The sequence below is a fragment of the Sphaerisporangium album genome, from assembly GCF_003323745.1.
In the GTDB taxonomy this organism is placed as follows: Bacteria; Actinomycetota; Actinomycetes; order Streptosporangiales; family Streptosporangiaceae; genus Sphaerisporangium; species Sphaerisporangium album.
This window is the reverse complement of record NZ_QOIL01000018.1, coordinates 65,355-86,416: the sequence shown is the minus strand read 5'-3', so window position 1 is coordinate 86,416 and position 21,062 is coordinate 65,355. Positions and strand designations below refer to the sequence as shown.

General features: G+C 72.7%; 21 protein-coding genes and 1 riboswitch. Of the genes, 8 read left to right on the top strand and 13 right to left on the bottom strand.

Features of this window, described 5'->3' with window-relative positions:
* Positions 1–287: 287 nt before the first annotated feature.
* The 4 genes from DQ384_RS28460 to DQ384_RS28445 all read right to left on the bottom strand — a co-directional run bounded on the left by DQ384_RS28460 (position 288) and on the right by DQ384_RS28445 (position 3,867).
* Entirely contained in the window at positions 288–1,151 is an 864-nt protein-coding gene (locus tag DQ384_RS28460; RefSeq protein ID WP_114031955.1) for an ATP-binding cassette domain-containing protein, read from the bottom strand.
* Positions 1,148–2,182, bottom strand: coding sequence for an ABC transporter permease (locus DQ384_RS28455; protein WP_114031954.1), 1,035 nt, complete (start codon positions 2,180–2,182; stop codon positions 1,148–1,150). Before DQ384_RS28455 ends, DQ384_RS28460 begins: the two co-directional genes overlap by 4 nt.
* Entirely contained in the window at positions 2,179–3,180 is a 1,002-nt protein-coding gene (locus DQ384_RS28450) for a sugar ABC transporter substrate-binding protein (RefSeq protein ID WP_114031953.1), read from the bottom strand. The genes DQ384_RS28455 and DQ384_RS28450 overlap by 4 nt, the downstream gene beginning before the upstream one ends.
* Positions 3,181–3,408: 228 nt before the next feature.
* Positions 3,409–3,867: a hypothetical protein gene (locus DQ384_RS28445; RefSeq protein ID WP_147268926.1), complete on the bottom strand. Its 459-nt coding sequence runs from the start codon at positions 3,865–3,867 to the stop codon at positions 3,409–3,411.
* Between the two features lie 195 nt (positions 3,868–4,062).
* On the opposite strand from DQ384_RS28445, the gene DQ384_RS28440 reads away from it, so the two are divergent.
* Complete coding sequence (locus DQ384_RS28440) at positions 4,063–4,800, top strand: GntR family transcriptional regulator (protein ID WP_114031951.1); 738 nt, start codon at positions 4,063–4,065, stop codon at positions 4,798–4,800.
* On the opposite strand, the gene DQ384_RS28435 is transcribed toward DQ384_RS28440, so the two are convergent.
* Positions 4,787–5,434: a DedA family protein gene (locus tag DQ384_RS28435; RefSeq protein ID WP_114031950.1), complete on the bottom strand. Its 648-nt coding sequence runs from the start codon at positions 5,432–5,434 to the stop codon at positions 4,787–4,789. The two genes, DQ384_RS28440 and DQ384_RS28435, sit on opposite strands and share 14 nt — an antisense overlap.
* Before the next feature lie 121 nt (positions 5,435–5,555).
* Between DQ384_RS28435 and DQ384_RS28430 the strand changes: the two genes are divergently transcribed.
* Positions 5,556–6,212, top strand: coding sequence for a class I SAM-dependent methyltransferase (locus tag DQ384_RS28430; protein WP_114031949.1), 657 nt, complete (start codon positions 5,556–5,558; stop codon positions 6,210–6,212).
* A gap of 146 nt (positions 6,213–6,358) precedes the next feature.
* On the opposite strand, the gene DQ384_RS28425 is transcribed toward DQ384_RS28430, so the two are convergent.
* Both DQ384_RS28425 and menD read right to left on the bottom strand, forming a co-directional pair.
* Positions 6,359–7,300, bottom strand: a complete 942-nt coding sequence (locus DQ384_RS28425; protein WP_114031948.1) for a DNA-3-methyladenine glycosylase family protein — start codon at positions 7,298–7,300, stop codon at positions 6,359–6,361.
* A gap of 3 nt (positions 7,301–7,303) precedes the next feature.
* A complete protein-coding gene (menD, locus tag DQ384_RS28420) occupies positions 7,304–8,986 on the bottom strand; it encodes a 2-succinyl-5-enolpyruvyl-6-hydroxy-3-cyclohexene-1-carboxylic-acid synthase (protein WP_114031947.1) in 1,683 nt (560 codons plus the stop codon).
* A gap of 181 nt (positions 8,987–9,167) precedes the next feature.
* Here menD and DQ384_RS28415 point away from each other — a divergent pair, with 181 nt between their 5' ends.
* The 3 genes from DQ384_RS28415 (at position 9,168) to DQ384_RS28405 (ending at position 12,539) form a co-directional block, all read left to right on the top strand.
* Positions 9,168–10,358 (top strand): AMP-binding protein, encoded by a 1,191-nt coding sequence (locus DQ384_RS28415; protein ID WP_425451523.1) that lies wholly within the window; start codon positions 9,168–9,170, stop codon positions 10,356–10,358.
* Positions 10,359–10,436: 78 nt separating this feature from the next.
* Positions 10,437–10,805: a hypothetical protein gene (locus tag DQ384_RS28410; protein WP_114031946.1), complete on the top strand. Its 369-nt coding sequence runs from the start codon at positions 10,437–10,439 to the stop codon at positions 10,803–10,805.
* 345 nt (positions 10,806–11,150) lie between these two features.
* Positions 11,151–12,539, top strand: coding sequence for an RNA polymerase sigma factor (locus tag DQ384_RS28405; RefSeq protein ID WP_114031945.1), 1,389 nt, complete (start codon positions 11,151–11,153; stop codon positions 12,537–12,539).
* A 61-nt stretch (positions 12,540–12,600) separates the two neighbouring features.
* Here DQ384_RS28405 and DQ384_RS28400 read toward each other — a convergent pair whose 3' ends face one another.
* Positions 12,601–12,996 carry a hypothetical protein gene (locus DQ384_RS28400; protein ID WP_245966844.1) on the bottom strand — a complete coding sequence of 132 codons (396 nt, stop codon included), beginning with the start codon at positions 12,994–12,996 and terminating at the stop codon, positions 12,601–12,603.
* 160 nt (positions 12,997–13,156) lie between these two features.
* Here DQ384_RS28400 and DQ384_RS28395 point away from each other — a divergent pair, with 160 nt between their 5' ends.
* Both DQ384_RS28395 and DQ384_RS28390 read left to right on the top strand, forming a co-directional pair.
* Positions 13,157–13,822 carry a TetR/AcrR family transcriptional regulator C-terminal domain-containing protein gene (locus tag DQ384_RS28395; RefSeq protein WP_114031943.1) on the top strand — a complete coding sequence of 222 codons (666 nt, stop codon included), beginning with the start codon at positions 13,157–13,159 and terminating at the stop codon, positions 13,820–13,822.
* 326 nt (positions 13,823–14,148) lie between these two features.
* A complete protein-coding gene (locus DQ384_RS28390; RefSeq protein WP_114031942.1) occupies positions 14,149–14,349 on the top strand; it encodes a DUF5999 family protein in 201 nt (66 codons plus the stop codon).
* Positions 14,350–14,362: 13 nt separating this feature from the next.
* Here DQ384_RS28390 and DQ384_RS28385 read toward each other — a convergent pair whose 3' ends face one another.
* The gene (locus tag DQ384_RS28385) at positions 14,363–14,956 is read right to left on the bottom strand and encodes an alpha/beta hydrolase family protein (protein ID WP_114031941.1); all 594 of its coding nucleotides are present in this window, start codon (positions 14,954–14,956) and stop codon (positions 14,363–14,365) included.
* Positions 14,957–15,037: 81 nt separating this feature from the next.
* Between DQ384_RS28385 and DQ384_RS28380 the strand changes: the two genes are divergently transcribed.
* The gene (locus DQ384_RS28380) at positions 15,038–15,415 is read left to right on the top strand and encodes a hypothetical protein (protein WP_181871473.1); all 378 of its coding nucleotides are present in this window, start codon (positions 15,038–15,040) and stop codon (positions 15,413–15,415) included.
* A gap of 111 nt (positions 15,416–15,526) precedes the next feature.
* On the opposite strand, the gene DQ384_RS28375 is transcribed toward DQ384_RS28380, so the two are convergent.
* The 4 genes from DQ384_RS28375 to DQ384_RS28360 form a co-directional block, all read right to left on the bottom strand.
* Complete coding sequence (locus tag DQ384_RS28375) at positions 15,527–16,402, bottom strand: hypothetical protein (protein ID WP_181871472.1); 876 nt, start codon at positions 16,400–16,402, stop codon at positions 15,527–15,529.
* Positions 16,403–16,504: 102 nt separating this feature from the next.
* Entirely contained in the window at positions 16,505–19,366 is a 2,862-nt protein-coding gene (gene gcvP, locus DQ384_RS28370) for an aminomethyl-transferring glycine dehydrogenase (protein WP_114031939.1), read from the bottom strand.
* A gap of 163 nt (positions 19,367–19,529) precedes the next feature.
* A riboswitch (glycine riboswitch) is annotated at positions 19,530–19,652 on the bottom strand.
* Between the two features lie 164 nt (positions 19,653–19,816).
* Positions 19,817–20,440, bottom strand: a complete 624-nt coding sequence (locus DQ384_RS28365) for a MerR family transcriptional regulator (protein ID WP_114031938.1) — start codon at positions 20,438–20,440, stop codon at positions 19,817–19,819.
* Between the two features lie 146 nt (positions 20,441–20,586).
* Positions 20,587–21,057 carry a bifunctional nuclease family protein gene (locus DQ384_RS28360; protein WP_114031937.1) on the bottom strand — a complete coding sequence of 157 codons (471 nt, stop codon included), beginning with the start codon at positions 21,055–21,057 and terminating at the stop codon, positions 20,587–20,589.
* Positions 21,058–21,062: the final 5 nt, after the last annotated feature.

Below are 21,062 nucleotides of genomic sequence, written 5' to 3'. Positions count from 1 at the left end.
GGGAAAAGTTCTGAACCGTCCAGCGCGGGCCGCACCTGTGTCTTCCAACTTCGCTCGAAACAATGCCTAGCCGTATCGCCACGTGAAACGACTCGCCGCCCGCGGAATCCCATCCATCCGTCGATGCCATCAAGTCAATCGAGTCGCCGTACGGAACCCCACCCCGAATCGTCTGGCATGCCCTCGCCTCGGTGGGTCAATTCCCGAACATGACTCTCTTTGCTGGGTACGAGTTCCGAGCACCGACCTAGACCCGGTTTCGTGGTGACCGGCCCGGCGGGTGAGGGTCAGGTGGTACCCGGGCCGGCGGACGCGGGGCCGGGTGTCGTGTCCGCGGCGGCGCGGCCGAGTTCGTGGGCGAGGTGGTCGAGTTCGGCGCCGCCGGCCATCAGGGACGTCAGCTCCTCTCTGGTGATGTCCGCCTTGGCGAACTGGCCGAGGCTCGTGCCGCGGTTGAGGACCAGGAAGCGGTCGCCGACCGGGTAGGCGTGGTGGGGGTTGTGGGTGATGAACACCACGCCGAGGCCGCGGTCCCGCGCGCGGGCGATGTAGCGCAGTACCACGCCTGCCTGCTTGACGCCGAGCGCCGAGGTCGGCTCGTCCAGGATCAGCGCCCGTGCCCCGAAGTGGACCGCGCGGGCGATGGCGACCGACTGGCGCTCGCCGCCGGACAGCGTGCCCACCGGCTGGTCCACGTCGCGGATGTCGATGCCCATGTCGCGCAGTTCCTCCCGGGCGACCCGCTTGGCCCGCGCCACGTCGAACCGGCGCAGCGGCCCGGTGACCGGCTCCGAGCCGAGGAAGAAGTTCCGCCACACCGACATCAGCGGGATCATCGCCAGGTCCTGGTACACGGTGGCGATGCCCCGGTCCAGCGCCTCGCGCGGCCCGCCCAGGCGCACCGGCGAGCCGTCGACCAGGTACTCGCCGCCGTCGTGGGCGTGCACCCCGGCGAGGATCTTGATGAGCGTCGACTTGCCGGCGCCGTTGTCACCGAGCACGCAGGTCACCTCCCCCGCGTGCAGCACCATCGAGACGCCGCGCAGGGCGATCACGCTGCCGAACACCTTGCCGACCTCGCGGGTCTCCAGCAGCGGCGGGGCGGAGGAGTCCGCCGGAGACGGGGAGGGGGAAGGAGAGGGAACGGTCATCGTCGCGCCTCCTCGGCGTAGCGGCGCACCAGGCTGTTGGCGAGCGTGGCCAGCAGGAGCATGCCACCCAGGAAGAACTTGAACCAGTCCGCGTCCCAGCCCGCGAACACGATGCCCTTGTCCGCCATCCCGAAGATCAGCGCGCCGATCGAGGCGCCGACCGCCGAGCCGTAGCCGCCGGTCAGCAGGCATCCGCCGATCACCGCGGCGATGATGTAGATGAACTCCTGGCCGATGCCCGCGTTGGCCTGCACCGAGCTGAGACGCAGCGCCATGATCGAGCCGACCAGCCAGGCGGCGGTGGCCGTGGTCATGAACAGGCCGATCTTCACGCGGGCGGCCGGGACGCCGACGGCTCGCGCCGCCTGCTCGTCGCCCCCGATGGCGAAGATCCAGTTCCCGGCCCTGGTGCGCATCAGCACCCAGGTGGCCAGGGCCGTGACCGCCAGCCACCAGAAGATCGCCACGCGGAAGTCCACCCCGCCGACCGTGACAGACCCCGCCAGCACCGCGCGGGCCCCCTCGTACCCGTCGGCCCGGCGCAGCCCGCCGACCTGCACGGTGCCGGTGATCGCCTTGGTGATGCCGAGGTTGAGGCCCTGCAGCATCAGGAACGTGCCGAGCGTGACGATGAAGCTCGGCAGCTTGGTGCGCACGACCAGCAGGCCGTTGAGGAAGCCGATCGCCAGGGCCGGGACCAGCCCGGCGAGCATGGCGAGCCACACGTTCCAGCCGAACCTGGTGGCCAGCGTCACCATGACCAGGCCGGTCGTGCCGGTCAGCACGCCCGCCGACAGGTCGAACTCGCCGCCGATCATCAGCAGGGCGATGGCGACCGCCATGATGCCGAGGGTGGAGGCCGGGTCGAGCCAGTTGGCGACGCCGTCGGCCGAGCGGAAGACCGCCGACTGGGAGGAGAAGAACGCGAACACGGCCACGGCGCCGACCACCGAGCCGAGCTCGGGACGGACCAGCAGGCGCCGCAGCACACCGGCGCCCGCGAGCCGCTCGTCGGCGGGGACGCTGGTCACCGGGTGCCGCCCTGGGCCAGCTTGGCGACCTGGGCCGCGTTGTCCTTGGTGACGAAGCCCGGCCCGGTGTTGACCGGCAGGCCCCCGCCGACGGTGTTGAGGTTGTTCTTGTACAGGTAGAGGAACGTGATCGGCAGCCATCCCTGCAGGTACTGCTGCTGGTCGACCGCGAAGAGGATCTCCCCGGCCTGGATGGCGTCGACGACGTCGGCCGACAGGTCGAAGGTGGCGAGCCGGGCCTTGGATCCGCCGTCGGCGATGGCGTCGCGGGCGGCGACGGCGACCGCGGGGTTCAGCGTCAGCACGCCGTTGACGGAGGTGTCGGCCTGCAGCTTGGCCTTGATCTTGGAGGTGGCGTCGGCGAGGTTGCTGACGTCCACCTGCAGGCGCTCGACGGTGCCGCCCAGCGTGGCCGTCGCGCCGTTGCACCGCTGGTCCAGGCCGACGTTGCCCGCCTCGTGGATCACGCACAGCAGCTTGGTCACGCCCTCGGCCCTGAGCTTCTCGCCCGCGCCGCGCCCGGCGACCTCCTCGGACTGGCCGACGTGGGTGATCGCGCCGAGTTCCTTGGAGTTGTCGGCGCCGGAGTTGATGGTGATGACCGGGATCTTCGCGGCGACGGCCTTGGTGACGGACTCGCGCAGCGCGTCGGGGTTGGCCATCGAGATCACCAGGCCGTCGACCTTCTCGCTGACCGCCTGGTCGATGAGCTGGGCCTGCTTGGCCGGGTCGCCGTCACCCTGGTAGGTGACCTTGGCGCCGTACTGCCCGCCCGCCGCCTCGGCGCCGTTCTTGACGACGTCCCAGAAGGAGTCTCCGGGCGCGCCGTGCGTGATGACGGCGTAGGTGCCGCCCGCCCCCGCCTGCCCGCCGGCCGGCCGCGCGGACGATGTGGACGCGGAGGCGCCCGCCTGCCCGCCCCCGTCCCCGCCGGAACATCCGCCCAGCGCCAGCGCTCCCAGCAGCGTCGCCGTGATCAATCGTGTGACACGCGTCATGGATTACCTCCCGCTCCGTCCGGGGGACGGGATCGGCCGCATGCCAGAGTTTGTAACCTCGCTTAACCTCCCTGTCAATTGTTTGTCGTGACATTCGGATGTATTGGTATTTTGGCTCGCGCTTTGTCAGGACATACTGACGTAACGGCGTCTGCGGCGTTCGAGCGGACGACTCCGGACACAAAGAAGCCCGGCGAGCGATCTCGCCGGGCGCGGGGGATGCCGGGTCTACTTCAACGTGCGCACGATGTCGAGGATCTCGTCGAGCTTCGTGCCGTGTTCATCCAGCTTCATCGTGTGTTCGTCGAGCTTCTTCGTGTGTTCGTCGAGCTTGTTCGTGTGCCCTTCCAGGATCCCGGTGTGTCCGTCGACCGTCGTCGTGAGCACATTGAGCTTCTGAGTGTGCCCCTCCAGGGTCCTCGTGTGCTCCTGGACGGTCGTCGCGAGACCGTCCAGGATCTTCGAATGACCGGTGAGGATCGCCGTGTGCAGGTTCTGCTGCTCACGGATTCCCTTGAGGTCGTCGACCATGGCCCCGTAAAGGCCACTCGCGGCCTCGGCCTCGCCCTTCGCCTGGCCGGCCAAGTAGAACGCGGCCGCCGCCTGCTGGCGCACCGAGCCGAGTGTGGACTCGATCACGGTCACGCGCTGTTCAAGATCAGTCGATGACATCTTCATTCCCTCCACGCCCGAACACTATCGCGGGACCGTGACTCCTCGCGCTCGATCCGTGACCGTAGGTGAAAACATCTCACTGTGCGGGGTGTGGCATGACTCGCCGGCATCGCGGTCGATCCGCACGCACGACGGCGTTTTTGTCCGGACATCCTGATGTCCGCTACCCTGGTCCCTCAGCGATCTGTAACGGAGCCGGGAGAAGGCATGGGCACTCGACTCGACATCGATCTCGATCGCTCCAGCCCCGTGCCCCTGTACTTCCAGGTGGCCGAGCAGATCGCCGAGGCGATCCGGCGCGGCGACCTGACGCCCGGCGCCCGGCTCGACAATGAGATCCTGCTGGCCGACCAGCTCGGGCTCTCGCGTCCCACGATCCGCCAGGCGATCCAGTACCTGGTGGACAAGGGGCTGCTCGTGCGCAAGCGCGGCGTCGGCACCCAGGTGGTGCACGGCCAGGTCAAGCGCTCGGTCGAGCTGACCAGCCTGTACGACGACCTGCGCCGCGCCGGGCAGGAGCCGACCACCCGTGTGCTGTCGCTGCGGCCGGTGGGCGCGGACGAGGCGATCGCGGGCGTCCTCGGCGTCGCGGCCGGCACCGAGGTGCTGCACCTGGAACGCGTGCGCTACGCCGGGGGTGAGCCGTTGGCCTTGCTGCACAACTGGCTGCCCGCCGGGGCGGGCCTGACGTCCGAGGCCCTGGCCGCGCGGGGCCTGTACGAGCTGCTGCGTGCGGCGGGGGTGCGGATGCGGGTGGCCAACCAGCGCATCGGCGCGCGGGCCGCCACCCCGGCCGAGGCGCGCCTGCTGGACGAGCGCCGGGGCGCGCCGCTGCTCACGATGGTCCGCACGACGTACGACGACCAGGGCAGGGCCGTGGAGCACGGCTCGCACGTCTACCGGGCCTCGCACTACTCGCTGGAGGTCACGCTCATCGAGCGCTGATCGAGCGCTGATCGGCGTCCCCGGCCGCGGGTTCGACCAGCCGTGCCGCGCGGCGCTTGAGGAACACCGTGGTGCCGATGCCGAACAGGACGGCGGCGACGAGCGCCACCCAGGAGAAGCCCTTCAGCCAGCGGTCGGCGGCCATGCCGAGGTAGTAGATGACGCCCGTGGTGCCGGCGGCCCAGGTGATGCCGCCCAGCACGTTGGCGACCAGGAACCGCCAGTAGGGCATGTGCAGCGCGCCCGCCAGCGGGCCGGCCAGGATGCGCAGCAGGGCGACGAACCGGCCGAAGAAGACCGCCCACATCCCCCACCGGTCGAACGCCTGCCGGGCCTTGGCGACGTGGGCGGGGCCGAAGTGCTTGGGGAAGCGCCGGGACAGGCGGTCGAACAGCGGCTGCCCGCCCCTGCGGCCGATGGCGTAGCCGATCGAGTCGCCGATGATCGCGCCCGCGCTGGCGCACACCGCCACCCACACCGGGCTCACCGCGTGGTGCGCGGACATCAGCGCGGCGCTGACGAGGACGACCTCCCCGGGCAACGGGATGCCCAGGCTCTCCAGACCGATGACGCCGCCCACGATCACGTAGACCCAGATCGCCGGGATCGCCTGGAGCCACTGCTCGACATGCATGGCTCACACCCTATGTCGTGGGATGAATCGGGTTTTACTTACTGAAGCAGACCTGACCTAGGCGTGACGTAAGGATCGCCGGTCTTCGGGGCATAGGTGGGGCGTGGCGTGGAGGTTTCTCATGGACGGCTGGCGTCGGGCGCGGCTCACCGCGGTGATCTACGACTTCGGCGTCGCGCACGAGCGGCTCGGCAGGCTCGGCGGCAGGCTCCTGTGGGGCGCGGACATGCGGCGTTTCTACCGTGACCTGGACCGTCCCCGCAAACCGGCGGACGGTGAGCGGGTGCTGGACGTCCCGTGCGGCGGGGGCACCGCCTTCAGGAAGCTCGAACCCGGGGTGAGCGGGTACGTGGCGCTGGACCTGTCCCCGCTCATGCTGCGGCGGGCCCGCGACCGGGCGCGGCGCGGCGGGCTGCACGGCATCGGTTTCCTCCAGGGCGACGTGGCGGACCTGCCGTTGCGCGACGGCGAGTTCGACCGGTGCCTGAGCCATTTCGGCCTGCACTGTTTCCCCGACCCGGCGGCGGCCCTCGCCGAGATGGCCCGCGTCCTGCGTCCCAGGGGCCGGTTGCACGGGACCGCGGTCGTGCGCGGCGGCGGTCCGCGCCAGGACGCGCTGATCCGGCTGTTCCAGCGGATCGGGATCTTCGCCACCGTGGGCACGGCCCGGGATCTGCCCCGCTGGCTGGACGCGGCGGGCTTCGACCGCGTCGAGGTGGACGCCGACGGCGCGGTCGCCTACTTCTCGGCCCGCCGCGCACCGACGGGCCGGCCGTGACGCGCCCCCGAGTCCGAGCCTGATCCGCCGGTGCCGTGGCCCGGAAGATCCTCTGAACCCTGACGATCGCTGATGAAACCACGAGCGGTCATGAGCCCCGCGTCCGCCGTACGGGCGGGGCGTCCGAGCCGGGGATCCGGGCTCGCTCAGCTCGGCGCCCGCTCGGGATCGGGCACTCGATCGTCCAGGACGCCGTAGGTGGACGCGCGGAACAGGAAGGAGGCCCAGGAGCGGTAGGGCCGCCACGCGTCGGCCAGCCTGCGGTACGCGGACGGCGGCGCGTCCTCCCGCAGGCCGTACTCCTCGCGCAGGGTCGCGAACAGGCGCGGCTCGTCGCCCGGGAACGCGTCCGGCGCGCCCGCGCCGCGGATCAGGATCAGCCCCGCGGAGAACGGCCCCACGCCGGGCAGGGCACGCAGCTCGGCCAGGGCCTCCTCCGGGGCGAGCGAGCGCAGGTGCTCGGCGGTCAGCACGCCGTCGAGCGCCGCCCTGGCCAGCCCGCGCAGCCATTCCTCCTTCTGCGTGGGCAGGCCGAGGCCGCCGGCCTCCAACAGCGTCACGGGCGGGGGGAAGGCCGCGTACGCCCGCCCGTCGACCTTGACCTTCGCGCCATACCGCTCCGCGATGCGCTGCTTGAGCCGGGAGGCGATGAGCATGGACGAGCGCTGCACGATCACCGCCCAGCACGCGGCCTCCCAGGGGCTCCAGAAGCACACCGGCCGCAGGCCGGGACCGCGCCGCTGCAGATCGCCGAGCACCGGGTCCGCCTCGCCGAGCTCGGCGAATCCAGAGCCGTCCACGTCAAGGGAGAGGATTCGCGCCACCTCGCCACGGAGGTCCGGCCCCGCGGCGCGCGTCGTGGCCACGGCGACCCCGCCCGGGGTGGCCGTCACGGTCACGCCGATCGGCAGCCAGTCGGACTCCGCGCAGTACACGAAGCGCAGCGCCCGCCCGTCGGAGGGCAGCGCGCTGGTGGCCGGCCAGTCCTCGACGAAGCGCAGCGAGGCGCCGAAGTCGAACGGCCCCTTGGCGGTGAGCGTGAATCCGTGCGGGGACGCATCACACGGCGCATCGGACGCGTCGGACATGGTCTAGGTGCTCTCCGTCCTTCCCTCCATGGCCGCCGACTGCCGGACGGCCTCGTGGGCGGCGTCGCGCATTTCCGTGTGTATTCGGGCGTTCTCCACGCGGTCGGTGCGGGCCTCCACCAGGCGCAGGCCCTCGCCCCTGATCGCCTTGGGCAGGTCGCCGATCGAGGTCACCAGGGTGTGCGGGGTGCCCGTGGCGGCGGCGAGGTAGGACAGGTCGACGCCGTGGGGGGTGCCGAAGACGCGTTCGAAGGAGTCCGGGAGCCCGGCCTGGGGCAGCAGGGAGAAGATGCCGCCGCCGTCGTTGTTGACGACGACCACGCACAGGTCGGGGCGGGGCTCGCGGGGGCCGAGGATGAGGCCGTTCTGGTCGTGCAGCAGCGTCAGGTCGCCCAGCAGGGCGTAGGACGGCCCGTTGTGGGCGAGCGCCGCGCCGACCGCGGTGGACACCAGCCCGTCGATGCCGGAGGCGCCGCGGTTGGCGAGCAGGCGCAGGCCGCGGCGGGGGCGCATGGCCTGGTCCAGGTCCCGGATCGGCATGGAGGAACCGCAGAACAACAGGGAGTTGTTCGGCAGCAGCTCGGCGAGGTCCCTGGCCAGGCGCGGCTCGCTGATGCCCGTGTCGTCCAGCACGGCGTCCACCGCGCGCCGCGCGGCCGCGTCGGCGGCGCGCCAGGACCGCAGCCAGCCGTCGTCGCCGGGGGCCGCGGCGATCTCGACGGCCTCGGCGACCTGGGTGGCCGAGCGGGTGGGGTCGGGCCAGCGCGACAGGTCGCGGGTGACCACGACGTGCTCGGGCGCCCGCCTGAGCCACGACAGCAGCGTGCGCGACAGGCTCGGCCGCCCCAGCGTCACCACCACGTCGGGGATGTGGGCGTCGGCGAACTCGGGGACGCCGAGCAGGAAGTGGTAGGCCGAGACGGCGTTGTCGCCGTAGCGGGCGCCGCCGCTCGGCTCTGACAGCACCGGCCAGCCCGCCATGCCGGCGGCGGCGACGTACCGCCGCACGTTGACCGCGCCGTCGCCGACGACGAGCACGCCCCGGCGGGTGGGGGTGACGTGCAGCCCGGCCGAGGGGGGCGCCACCCGCGCCCGCACCCAGGGCCCGCCCGCGCCGCCGTCCAGCGGCTCGCACCAGGAGGTGTCGCCGTCGGGGATCAGCGGCTCGCGGAAGGCGAGGTTGAGGTGGACGGGGCCGGGGTCGCCCGGGCCGAGGGCGCGCTGGTAGGCGCGGCAGGCCAGCGAGCGCCAGTAGGCGACCTGGCCCGGACGCTCCTCGGGCACGCCGGCCTCGGCGAACCAGCGGACGGCCGCGCCGTACAGCTTCAGCTGGTCGATGGTCTGGCTGGCGCCGGTGCCCCGCAGCTCCGGCGGCCGGTCGGCGGTGAGCAGCAGCAGCGGCACGCCGGACTCGCCCGCCTCGATGACCGCCGGGTGGAAGTTGGCGGCGGCGCTGCCGGAGGTGCAGACCAGCGCGACGGGACGCTCGGACCTGCGGGCCAGGCCGAGCGCGAGGAACGAGGCCGACCGCTCGTCGATGCGGACGTGCAGCCGGACGCGGGAGTCGGCGTGCGCCGCGAGGGCCAGCGGCGCGGACCGCGAGCCGGGGGCGAGCACCACGTCGGTCAGCCCGCAGCGCACCAGCTCGTCGATCAGGACGTCGCTCAGCGCCGTCGCCGGGTTCACCGGCCCTCCCCTGGCACGCTGGGCCGGGCGGGAGGGAACGCCGCGGCGGGGACGCGTGAGGCCGTCATCGAGCGGCCGGGACGGCGCGCTTGCGGTCGACAACGCCCACGATCAGTCTCGCTCCTCACTGCGCCCGGCGCCGCGCGCGGGGACGCCTGCCATCGGGACTAACCTTACGACCGTGACTGAGCGACCGGTGCACGCGGTGGTTTCCAGCCCCGGGCCGCTGGTGGCGCGGAAGGTCCGCGAGGCGCTCCTCGGCGACGGCCCGGCCGTGCTGCCGCTGGATCCGTCCCTGCCCGCCCCGGCGCTGCGCGCCACGCTGGAGGCGATGCGCCCGACCCACCTGGTGACCCCCGGCGAGGTCCGGGCTCTGCCCGGCGGGGTTCCGGCGGGGGACGGGGTCGCGGTGATCATCGCGACGAGCGGCTCCACCGGAACGCCCAAAGGGGTGGAGCTGACGGCCTCGGCGCTGACGGCCTCGGCGACGGCGTCGCTGGCGCGGCTCGGCGCCTCGCCCGGCGAGCGCTGGCTGTGCTGCCTGCCGCCCTCGCACGTCTCGGGCCTGCAGGTGCTGGTCCGGGCGACGCTTGGCGGGTCGGAGCCGCTGGTCCACGAGCGGTTCGACCCCGAGGCGGTGGCGGCGAGCGGCGCCGGCCACGTGTCCCTGGTGCCCACCCAGCTCCGGCGCATGCTCGACGCGGGGGCGGACCTGTCGGGGTTCCGCACGATCCTGCTGGGCGGCGCCGCCGCCCCTCCCGGCCTGGTGGAGGCGGCCCGGAGGGCCGGCGCGCGCGTGGTGGGCACGTACGGCATGAGCGAGACGTGCGGGGGGTGCGTGTACGACGGCGTCCCGCTGGACGGGGTACGGGCCGATGTGGGGCCGGACGGGCGCATCCGTGTCGCCGGGCCGGTGCTGTTCTCGGGGTACCGGCTGCGGCCCGACCTGACGGCGGCGGCGCTGGACGGCGGCCGGTTCGTCACCTCCGACCTCGGGACGTTCCAGGAGGGCCGGCTGCGGGTGCTGGGCCGGGTGGACGACGTGATCAACACCGGGGGGCGGAAGGTCCTGGCCGGGACGGTGGCCGGTCTGCTGGCCGGGCACCCGGGAGTGCGGGAGGCCGTCGTGGTCGGCCGTCCCCACCCGCAGTGGGGGCAGGAGGTCGTCGCGGTGGTGGTCGCGGCCGACCCGGCCGCTCCCCCGCCCCTGGCCGAGCTCCGGTCGCTGGTGAAGACGCGCCTGCCGGGGTACGCGGCGCCGCGCGCGCTGGCGGTGGTGGACCGGCTGCCGCTGCTGCCCAACGGCAAACACGATCTTGTCGCGATACGTGATGAGATTTCCGGGTTTGTTGGCACAAGCGATCCTTCTTGACCACAATGTCCCGTCAAGGGAACCGGAAGTGACGTCCAGCGCGTCATACGGACAGGCTGGATCAGGAAGGACGCCTCGATGAACCCAACCCGCAAGATGTGGATCTCGGCCGGAGTGGCCGGTGTGGTCCTCGCCGGGGGCATCTCCGTCGCGGCCGCCGCCGCGTCCGGACGGGTGGAAAAGTCCGAGAAGGCCGGTCAGGAGTCGCAGAGCTCCACGACCCCGGGCCCGGGTGAGGCTCCAGGCCAGATTCCCGGCCCCGAGGTCCCCCAGAACGCCGAGCCGACCCGCTCGCCGGAGAAATTCGTCGTCACCAACCCGGAGATGAACTCCGACCCGGGCAAGGTGGCGGAGTACTGGACCGAGAAGCGGCTGGAGAGCGCCGAGCCGATGCCGATGCCCGTGCTGACGCCGGAGAAGACCCCCACCAAGAAGCCCGGTAGCTGACGGCGCGATCACGCCGGGGAGGCGGGCCACCACGACGGGGCCCGCCTTCTTTCATGCCGGGGTCCCGCCACCTCGCGGCGGGGGCACGCAACGGACGCCGGAGGAGACGTGGGAGCGGATGTTCGCGGCGGCGGGCGAAGGGCGGTGTCGAAGCCCCGATCGCGGGCAGGGGGCACCAGGACCAGGGAGGACGAGCCGGTAGATCAGGAGTTGATCGGTCACGGTGTTGCGGGCCGCGGGAACAAACGACGGCGTCCGACGTTATTGATACTGGTGCGCCGAACGCGAACGCCGCGCCATCCCATCGACTGAATCAGACGACTCCGTGACGGAGGAGGTGTGCTCATGCCCCGAACTGCCGCGGCGGCCTCGACCGAGCGCGAGGCGCCCTCGACGACCCTCGACCGCGTTCTCGACAGAGGTCGAGCTCAGGGTCACCTTTCCCTCGCGGAGTTGCGCGAGGCGTTCTCGTCGGCGCGGATCAGCCCGGCCAAGGGCCGCTCGATCCTGCGCGAGCTCACCGAGGCGGGCGTGAGCCTGGCCGCGGAGAGGGAGCCCGCCCCGAAGGCCGGCGACCCGTCGCGCGATACTCGTAAGAGCACCACTGTGGAGACTACCGCGAAGAGCGCAATGACCAGCACCACCATCACGCCCACCGAGGCCACCACCAAGCCCCGCCCCCGGCGTGCCACGCGCAAGACCGCCACACCCGCCCCCGCCCCCGCCGCGGCCGTCCCCGACGAGGAGCCGGGTCCCCAGGACGTCTGGGAGGAGCCCGACGAGAACGAGCTCCAGAACGAGACCATGGACCTGGACGACCAGTCCTCGGTCATGGGCGACTCGGTGCACACCTACCTCAAGTCCATCGGCCGCCGCACGCTGCTCACCGCGGCCGAGGAGGTCGAGCTGGCCAAGCGCATCGAGGCCGGCCTGTACGCCGAGCACAAGCTGGAGACGGAGTCGCCGGGCGAGGACGAGCGCGCGGAGCTGGAGTGGGTCGTCGAGGACGGCAGGCGCGCCAAGGACCACATGCTGGAGGCCAACCTGCGCCTGGTCGTGTCGGTGGCCAAGAAGTACACCGACCGCGGCATGGCGCTGCTGGACGTCGTCCAGGAGGGCAACCTCGGCCTGATCCGCGCGGTCGAGAAGTTCGACTACTCCAAGGGGTACAAGTTCTCGACGTACGCGATGTGGTGGATCCGCCAGGCGATCCAGCGCGGCTTCGCCGACTCGGCCCGGACGATCCGCCTGCCCGTCCACGTGCTGGAGCTTCTGTCCAAGCTGTCGCGCGTCGAGCGTGACATGCACCAGCGCCTGGGCCGCGAGCCCACCCCCGAGGAACTGGCCGTGGAGCTCGACAAAACCCCCGACCAGATCGAGGAGCTGCTGCGCACCAGCCGCCAGCCGATCAGCCTGAACGCGACCATCGGCGAGGACGGCGAGACCACCATCGGCGACCTGATCGAGGACGTCGACGCGCCCGAGGCCTCGGAGGTCGTCGACCGGCAGCTGCTCGGCGCCGAGCTGCGCGGGGTCCTGGACAACCTCACCCCGCGCGAGGCCAAGATCATGGCGCTGCGCTTCGGCCTGATCGACGGCAAGCCCCACACGCTGGACGAGATCGGCAAGCACCTGGGCCTGACCCGGGAGCGCATCCGCCAGCTCGAGAAGGAGTCGCTCAGCAAGCTGCGCCACCCGAGCAACACCCGGCCGCTGCTCGACTGGGCGAGCTGACACCACCCCGACGACGACCGGCCTCCGCCCACACCAGGGCGGAGGCCGGCGCGCGTCCGGGCTAGTGCGCGGAGGCGCCGGTGGGGGCGGAGACGAACGGGCGCGGCACCCGGGCGATGCCGGTCAGCCGGTTCTCCTCGCGCAGCGTGCGCAGCCGGTCGACCTCGGCGGTCCACCGGGCGCCCTCGGGGGTGGCGACCCCCTTGCGGCGCCGGATGCGGTCGTCGTAGGCCCGCACGCCCAGGGTCGCCCGCCTGGCGGCCTCGGCGGTGCGCAGCGCGTCGGTCAGCGCCCGGTCGAAGGCCAGGCCCGCGGCCCGCAACTCGGCCGCGCCCGCGCCCTCGGCCCGCGCCCGGCGCAGCGCGCGCTCGGCCTCACGCGCCTTCTCCAGCACCTGGGCGAAGCCCCTCCCGACCTCCTGGTCGGCGTGGTGCCTGACCTCCGCCTCCCGGCTCACCCTCGGACGGAAAAACGCCATCGCCTGCCCTTTCTCGGCACTTCGCCGGTGATCCGGCGTTCGTCGCTCGCCCTAGCGTACGCCGCCCGCCGAGGGGTCGGGCCGCCGGTACGGCGCGGCGGCCTTTACAAAGTAAGCCATGGTGTGGATCATGCCCTGTATGCCGGCGAAACGACCTCCCGTCCCCCTGTCCCGCGAGCGCATCATCGAGGCGGCTCTGCACATCGCCGACGGCCAGGGCCTGCGGCGGCTCACCATGCGCCGGCTCGGCGACGCGCTCCAGGTGGAGGCGATGGCCATCTACCATCACCTCCCCCGCGGCAAGGAGGCGCTCATGGACGCGCTGGCCGAGCACGTCACGACCGTCGCCGTCGAGCCCTCCGGCGCGGCGGGCTGGCAGGACGTCGCCCGCGCGTGGGCACGGGCGAGCCGGGCCGCGCTGCTGGAGCACCCCGGCGTGCTGGCCCTCGCCCTGACCAAGCCTCCCCGGGGCACGGCGCTCATGGCGATCCGCGAGCAGGCCGAGCAACTGGACGCCTCCGGGCTCGGCGACGCCGCGCGGGCCGTGCGCACGCTGCGGGCGTACGTGATGGGCAGCGTGGCGGTGGAGTTCCAGCGGTCCGGCTGGGCGGCGGGCCCGGCGGGCGACGACGGTGACCTGGATGACGCCGAGGACGCCGCGGAGTCCGCGAACGGCGGGACCGGCGGCCTTGGCGGCGCTAGACTCGGCGGCGCGACGGCGGCCGTTCCCGAGTCCGGGGAGGAGGCCGCGGAGGCCTTCGAGCGGGGGCTGGACGCCCTGCTCAGGGGGCTCGCCGAGGCGTAACCATACGTTTATCCGTTCGGCGGCGAGTCGTGTTGAGACCGTTATCTTCGGTCGGGCACGCTTGTGTCGCAGGTCACACGGCACAAGACCGGCCCGGCCGGCCCCCTTGAACCCCCTAATCGAAGGATCTAAACCGTCCTAATGGGCTATGTCGCCCGCGTGTGACCCGCAGCACACTTACTCTGTAAGTGTGCGCCAGCACACACGTCGACCACACAGCGTTCGGCCCCGTCCGACGGGGGCGGGGGAATCGGAGCGGGCAGACGCGCCGGCACCGATGATCCCGGCCGGACACCAGACCGAGAGAGAAATCCGGAGGCACGCCGATGTGCCCGCATGAGCCGTCCTGTCCGACTACCACCGCACCGGACCGCGAAGCCGCCCGCACGATCGCGGCCCACCCCGAGCAGGGGTGGAGCCTGCTGTGCAACGGCATCGTGCTTTTCGAGGACACCGGGGAGCTCCTGCCCGACGGCGCGGTCATCGCCCCGCACCGCCCCACCGACCTCGCCATCAGCGCGGCCTGACTCGCCCACGGGATCACCCGAACCGGGGGCCGAGCCACTCCGCGACCACCTCGCCCACCCGGGCGGGGTTTTTCTTGAGTTCATGTCCTTCCCCGGCGAGCACGACCCGCCGGGCGGCGTCCGCCTCGTCGGGCACGCCGAACGGGTCGCGGTCTCCGCTGACCACGAGCACGTCCACGCCCGCCTCGCGCAGTTCGCCGACCCTCGAGCGCTCCGGCTTGCCGGGCGGGTGCAACGGGAAGGCCAGCGCCACCACCGCGTCGGCCGCGACGGCACGGGCGGTACGGCAGGCGACCCGCGCACCGTTGCTCCGCCCGCCCTGCACCAGGGCCAGGCCTGGGAACCGACGCCGCAGCGAGGCCACCAGCGCGGTCCACGACTCGTCCTGTTTGACCGCCGACCCGGGAGCCCGGGCGCCCGCGACCCTGAACGGCTGGAGCACCCGCGCCACGGTGCCGCCGATCGCGCCGGCCGCGTCGCGCACCGCCAGCAGGTCGGGCGATTCCACTCCTCCGGCCGACCCGTGGGTGAGCACGAACAGGAACCGCGGGTCGCGCGCCTTGTCGACCTCCACGATCGCCGGGCCGTTCGGCGTCACGATGCGCATGGCCGACACCGTACCTGGGGATGACCCCGCTACTTCTCGCGGGGGATGCCACAGCGCGCGGGCCTGTGACAGATTAGGGCAGTGCCGGATAATCCACGTGACGAGCTGCGCGCCACCGTCGAGGCGCGGCGGGACCTCGGGCCCGAATACGAGAACGTCCTGATCGAGTCCTTCCTGGAGAAGCTCGACCACACGATCGAGACGAGGGTGCGCGCCGAGGTCGCCGCCCAGCACGGGCACCAGGAGTACGCCCCGCCGCCCGGCGGCGCCCATCCCGCGCCGGGCAGGCCGTCCAAGCAGGCCGACCCCACGATCGCGATCGCGCTCGGGTCGCTCGGCATCGGCGTCCCGCTCACGGCGATCGCCGTGACCCAGGCCGGGCCCGGCGGGCTGTTCCTCGCCTGGACGGGCATCGTACTCGTCAACATCGCGGCCGCGCTCGGCCGGCGCCGCCGCTGACCCTGCCGGTCGGCTCCGCCGGGCCGGCGCCGCCGGGCGGGCGGCCCCGCCCCGTCGGCTCCGCCGGTCCCCTCGCCCGTTCGTCCTGCCCGCCGGCCCTGCCGCTCGGAGTCAGCCCGCGTTCCCGGCTCCCCGCGGCTCTCCGGCGTCCTCCTGTCCGTCCAGGTCGGCGTGGGGGTCCTCGTCGCGGGCGAGCCGCAGGCGGACCTGCTCGGCCACGGCCTCGTCGGGGTGGGTGAGGCCGTAGTCCCACACCGCGCCGGCGTCGTCGTCCCTGCCGCGCAGCGGGAGCGTACGCGCCAGCAGCTCGATCGCCAGCGCCGTGCCATCGGCGTCGCCGCCCTCGGCCGCGCCCTCGACCGCGGCCGCGAACTCCCCGCAGGCCATGTCCAGGTGGGCCATGCCGAGCAGGACGCGCAGCCGCCCGGCGTCGGCGGCCCCGGGCACGTCCAGGGCCTCCAGGATCACGTCGGCGGCCTCCCCCGGCACCCCGTCGGCGAGGAGCCGCTCGGCCAGCGCCTGGGCCGCCCGGGAGGCCACCAGCGGGTCCCGGGTGGCGAGCGCGGCCCGCAGCGCGGCGTCTGCCGCCGCGTCGTCCCCCTGCCGCGCCGCGATGCGCGCCAGCGCCATGTGGGCGGCGGGAAGGTAGGCCGGGGTGCCGATGCCGATCACGGCCTGCCAGGCGGCGCGGGCCTGGTCGCCCAGGTCCTCCCGCTCGAACCCGCGCGCCAGGTGGCAGGCCGCCTGCGCGGCGAACTCCGGGTGCCCGGTGGCCAGGGCCGTGCGGGCCGCCGCCCGGGCCCCGGCGACGTCGCCGCGCTGCTCCAGCACCACCGCGAGGCCGACGGCGGCCTGGGCGCGGTCGGCCTCGCCGTCGTCGGCGACCAGATCGGCGAAGATCTCGGCGGCCGCCTCCAGCTCGCCGCTCTCGGCGAGCCTTCGCGCGTCGTCGATCCGCCGTCCGGACTCCACCTCGTGCGCCGCCATCGGGACCTCTTCTCCGCGTAGGGGAACTGCCGGCCTCGCGACGCGAGCGCGCCGTCGCGCGCGACATATTATGCCGATCGGGACGGGCGCGGAGGACGGACGTCAGTCCTCGTATGCCTCCAGCGGAGGGCAGGAGCACACCAGGTTGCGGTCCCCGTAGGCCTGGTCGATGCGGCGCACCGGCGACCAGTACTTGCCCTCCCGCAGCGCGGGCACCGGGTAGGCCGCCTCGGTGCGGGTGTAGGGGTGCTTCCAGTCGTCGGCCACCAGGCAGTCGGCCGTGTGCGGGGCGCCCCGCAGCGGGTTGTCGGCCCGGTCGTAGGCGCCGGAGGCCACCTTGGCGATCTCGCCCCGGATCGCGATCATGGCGTCGCAGAACCGGTCGAGCTCGGCGAGGTCCTCGCTCTCGGTCGGCTCGATCATCAGCGTGCCCGCCACCGGGAACGACATGGTGGGCGCGTGGAAGCCGTAGTCGACCAGCCGCTTGGCGACGTCGTCGACGGTGACGCCGGTCTCCTTGGTGATCTGGCGCAGGTCGACGATGCACTCGTGGGCGACCAGGCCCTCGCGGCCGGTGTAGAGCACCGGGTAGTGCGGGGCCAGGCGCCTGGCGAGGTAGTTGGCCGACAGGATCGCCTGCTCGGTGGCGGCCTTGAGCCCCTCGCCGCCCATCATGCGCACGTAGGCCCAGGAGATCGGCAGGATGCCCGCCGAGCCGTAGGGCGCGGCCGAGACCGGGCCGACCGGCGCGTCGTCCTCCAGCGGGTGGCCCGGCAGGTAGGGCGCCAGGTGGGCGCGGACGGCCACCGGGCCGACGCCCGGGCCGCCGCCGCCGTGCGGGATGCAGAAGGTCTTGTGCAGGTTCAGGTGGGAGACGTCCGCGCCGAAGGCCCCGGGCTTGGCGAGGCCGACCAGGGCGTTGAGGTTGGCGCCGTCGACGTAGACCTGGCCGCCGGCCTCGTGCACCCGCTCGCAGATCGCGGTGATCGTCTCCTCGTACACGCCGTGCGTCGAGGGGTAGGTGACCATGATCGCCGCGAGCCGGTCGCGGTGCTTGGCGATCTTGGCGTCCAGGTCGGCGACGTCCACGTTGCCCTGGTCGTCGCAGGCCACCACGACGACCCGCATGCCCGCCATGACCGCACTGGCGGCGTTGGTGCCGTGCGCCGAGGACGGGATGAGGCAGACGTCGCGCTCCAGCTCGCCGTTCGCGCGGTGGTAGGCGCGGATGGCCAGCAGTCCGGCGAACTCGCCCTGGGAGCCGGCGTTGGGCTGCAGCGAGACCGCGTCGTAGCCGGTGACCTCGGCCAGCCAGCGCTCCAGGTCGCCGATCAGGGCGAGGTACCCCCCGACCTGGTCGGCCGGCGCGTACGGGTGGATGCCGGCCAGCTCGGGCCAGGTGATCGGCTCCATCTCGGTGGTGGCGTTGAGCTTCATCGTGCAGGAGCCGAGCGGGATCATCGACCGGTCCAGCGCGATGTCCTTGTCCTGGAGGCGGCGCAGGTAGCGCAGCATCGCGGTCTCGGAACGGTGGGAGTGGAAGACCGGGTGGGTCAGGTAGTCGGTGGTGCGCAGCAACTCGGCCGGCAGCGCGTCGGAGGCGGCGGTGTCCAGGTCGTCCAGCACGACGCCGTCCACGCCGAAGGCCTCCCAGACGGCGGTCAGGTGGTCGCCGGTGGTCTTCTCGTCGCAGGTGACGCCCACGTGGTCGGCGTCCACCAGGCGCAGGTTGACCCCCCGGTCGCGGGCCGCGGAGACGACGCCGGCCGCCCGGCCGGGCACGCGCGCCAGCACGGTGTCGAAGAACGCGTCGTGCACGACCTCGACGCCGCCGCCGCGCAGCCCGGCCGCCAGGATCGCGGCGTGCCGGTGGACGCGCCGGGCGATGAGCCGCAGGCCCTCGGGGCCGTGGTAGACGGCGTACATGCCGGCGATGACGGCCAGCAGCACCTGGGCGGTGCAGATGTTGCTGGTGGCCTTCTCGCGGCGGATGTGCTGCTCGCGGGTCTGCAGGGCCAGCCGGTAGGCGGGGCGGCCGTCGGCGTCCTGCGACACCCCGACCAGGCGGCCCGGCATCTGCCGCTGCAGGCCCTCGCGGACGGACATGTAGGCGGCGTGCGGGCCGCCGAAGCCGAGCGGCACGCCGAAGCGCTGGGAGGAGCCGACGGCGATGTCGGCGCCGAGGAAGCCGGGGGCCTCGGTCAGCGTCAGCGCGAGCAGGTCGGCGGCGGCGACGACCAGCGCGCCGCGAGCGTGGGCCTCGTCGGCGACGGCGCGGAAGTCCTTCAGGCGGCCGCTCGCCCCGGGGTACTGGACGAGAACGGCGAACAGCTCGCCGTCGGGCAGGCCCTCGGCGAGGTCGGCCTCGGCCAGCTCGATGCCGAGCGGCTCGGCGCGGGTGGCGAGCACGGCCTTGGTCTGCGGGAGCGTGTCGGCGTCCACGACGAACACCGGGCTCTTGGCGCGGCCGGCGCGGCGGGCCAGCGTCATCGCCTCGGCGGCGGCGGTGGCCTCGTCCAGCAGAGAGGCGCCGGCGACGTCCAGGCCGGTGAGGTCGCTGATCACGGTCTGGAAGTTGAGCAGGGCCTCCAGGCGGCCCTGCGAGATCTCCGGCTGGTAGGGCGTGTAGGCGGTGTACCAGCCGGGGTTCTCCAGCAGGTTGCGCCGGATGACCGCGGGGGTGATCGTGTCGTGGTAGCCCAGGCCGATCATCGAGGTGAGCACCTGGTTACGTGAGGCCAGCGCGCGCAGCTCGGCGATGGCCTCGGTCTCGCTCGCCGCGCCGGGCAGCTCCAGCGGGCCCTCGGCGCGGATCAGCTCGGGGACGGCCACCGCGACCAGGTCGGCGACGGAGGCGTAGCCGACGGCCTCGAGCATGCGCGCCTGCTCGGCGTCGTCGGGGCCGATGTGCCGGGTGGCGAAGGGCGGTGCGGACAGGTCGCGAAGCGGTGACCGATCGGTCATGGGTGCCCTCCAGAGGGGTAGAGACCGGCGCTTTGCGCGCGCGTTTGCCGTCTCCCCCTCTGTCAGCGCGGTTCGATCACCACGACCTGAGAGCTTCACCCCCGCAGGGGCTTGCACCGTCGGTGAGACACGCCTGGCGGGCATGCCTGCTTTCCAGAGTCGCCTCACCCGCGCGGTACGTGAGCCTGAGAGATTCCGGGGAGGTTGCTCCTTCGGCGCCCGGGTCGCTCACCGGTGCCGCGGCCGCGGCGCCGGCCCGCTCCCGGAACTCTCCCGCGCGGGGTCGTAAGCCTTCGGCTCAACTGTACCGTCCCGCCCCTGGTAGGGGGCTACCCCAGTCCCCGCACCCCGTGCGTTCGCCCGCCGGCCTGCGGGTTCGCCGTGCGCGGCCCCACGCCGCGTTCGACCGCGCCCCCTGACCGGCCCCCCGGATAGGGGGTGCGGCCCCGTTCAGCCCGTCTTGCGGGCCTTCCTGCGCCGAGCCAGCTCGTCACCCGGGTGATCCTCCGCGGAGTCCGAGGCGGCCGGCTCGGCCCGTTCCCCCGGCAGCTCCGCCAGGGATCCCTCGACCTCGCGCCACACGCCGCCAAGGGCGATGCCGAACACGCCCTGGCCGCCCTCGAGCAGGTCGATCACCTCGTCGGCCGAGGTGCACTCGTAGACGCTCACTCCGTCGCTCATCAGCGTGATCTGGGCCAGGTCGTTGACCCCGCGGTCGCGCAGATGCTGCACCGCGGTGCGGATCTGCTGGAGCGACACCCCGGTGTCGAGCAGGCGCTTGACCACCTTGAGCACGAGGATGTCGCGGAAGCTGTAGAGCCGCTGGGAACCCGAGCCATGGGCCGCCCGCACCGACGGCTCGACGAGCTGGGTCCTGGCCCAGTAGTCGAGCTGCCGGTAGGTGATGCCGGCCGCCGAGCAGGCCGTCGGGCCGCGGTAACCCACGTCGGCGGGCAGAGACGCCGGCCGCTCGTCGAACAGCAGGCCCTGCTCTCCCGCGCGTTCCCGCGCCGACCGGCGCTGGGCCGGATCATGCTGGCCGGCCGTCTTTCCCTCGCCGCTGCTGACCGCCACTGCGGACCTCCGGCTTTCTCTCATCCCACGGTCTGATCTGGGGGTTCGTGAATTACAACCGTGGTTTCCCTTGCACCGTAGGACCGGTGCGATGCTCAGTCAACGATCCCGCCCGGCGCGTCGTGAAGCGTAAATGCCCGATATGGCTAACCCGCACGGCCGAAGTCCTCCGGGGTGATCGTGTCCAGGAACTCGCGGAACTTCTCGACCTCGTCCTCCTGGTCGTCGGGAATGATGACCCCGGCCTCGCGCACGACGTCCTCGCTGGCGAAGATGCTCGCGCCGGTGCGAAGCGCCAGCGCGATCGAGTCGGAGGGACGCGCGCTCACCTCCACTCCGTTGGAGAACACGAGGTCGGCGAAGAAGATCCCGTCGCGCAGCGCCACGATGTTGACCGCCTGCAACCGCACGCCGAGGGCTTCGATGACGTCCTTGAACAAGTCGTGGGTGAGCGGCCGGGGAGGCGGCTCCTCTGCCTGAGCCAGGGCGATGGCCGTAGCCTCGGTCATGCCTATCCAGATCGGCAGATATCGCTCACCCTTCGCCTCCTTGAGCAGGACGATGGGCTGGTTTGTGGGCATCTCCACGCGGACCCCCACGACCTCCATCTGCAACACACGCG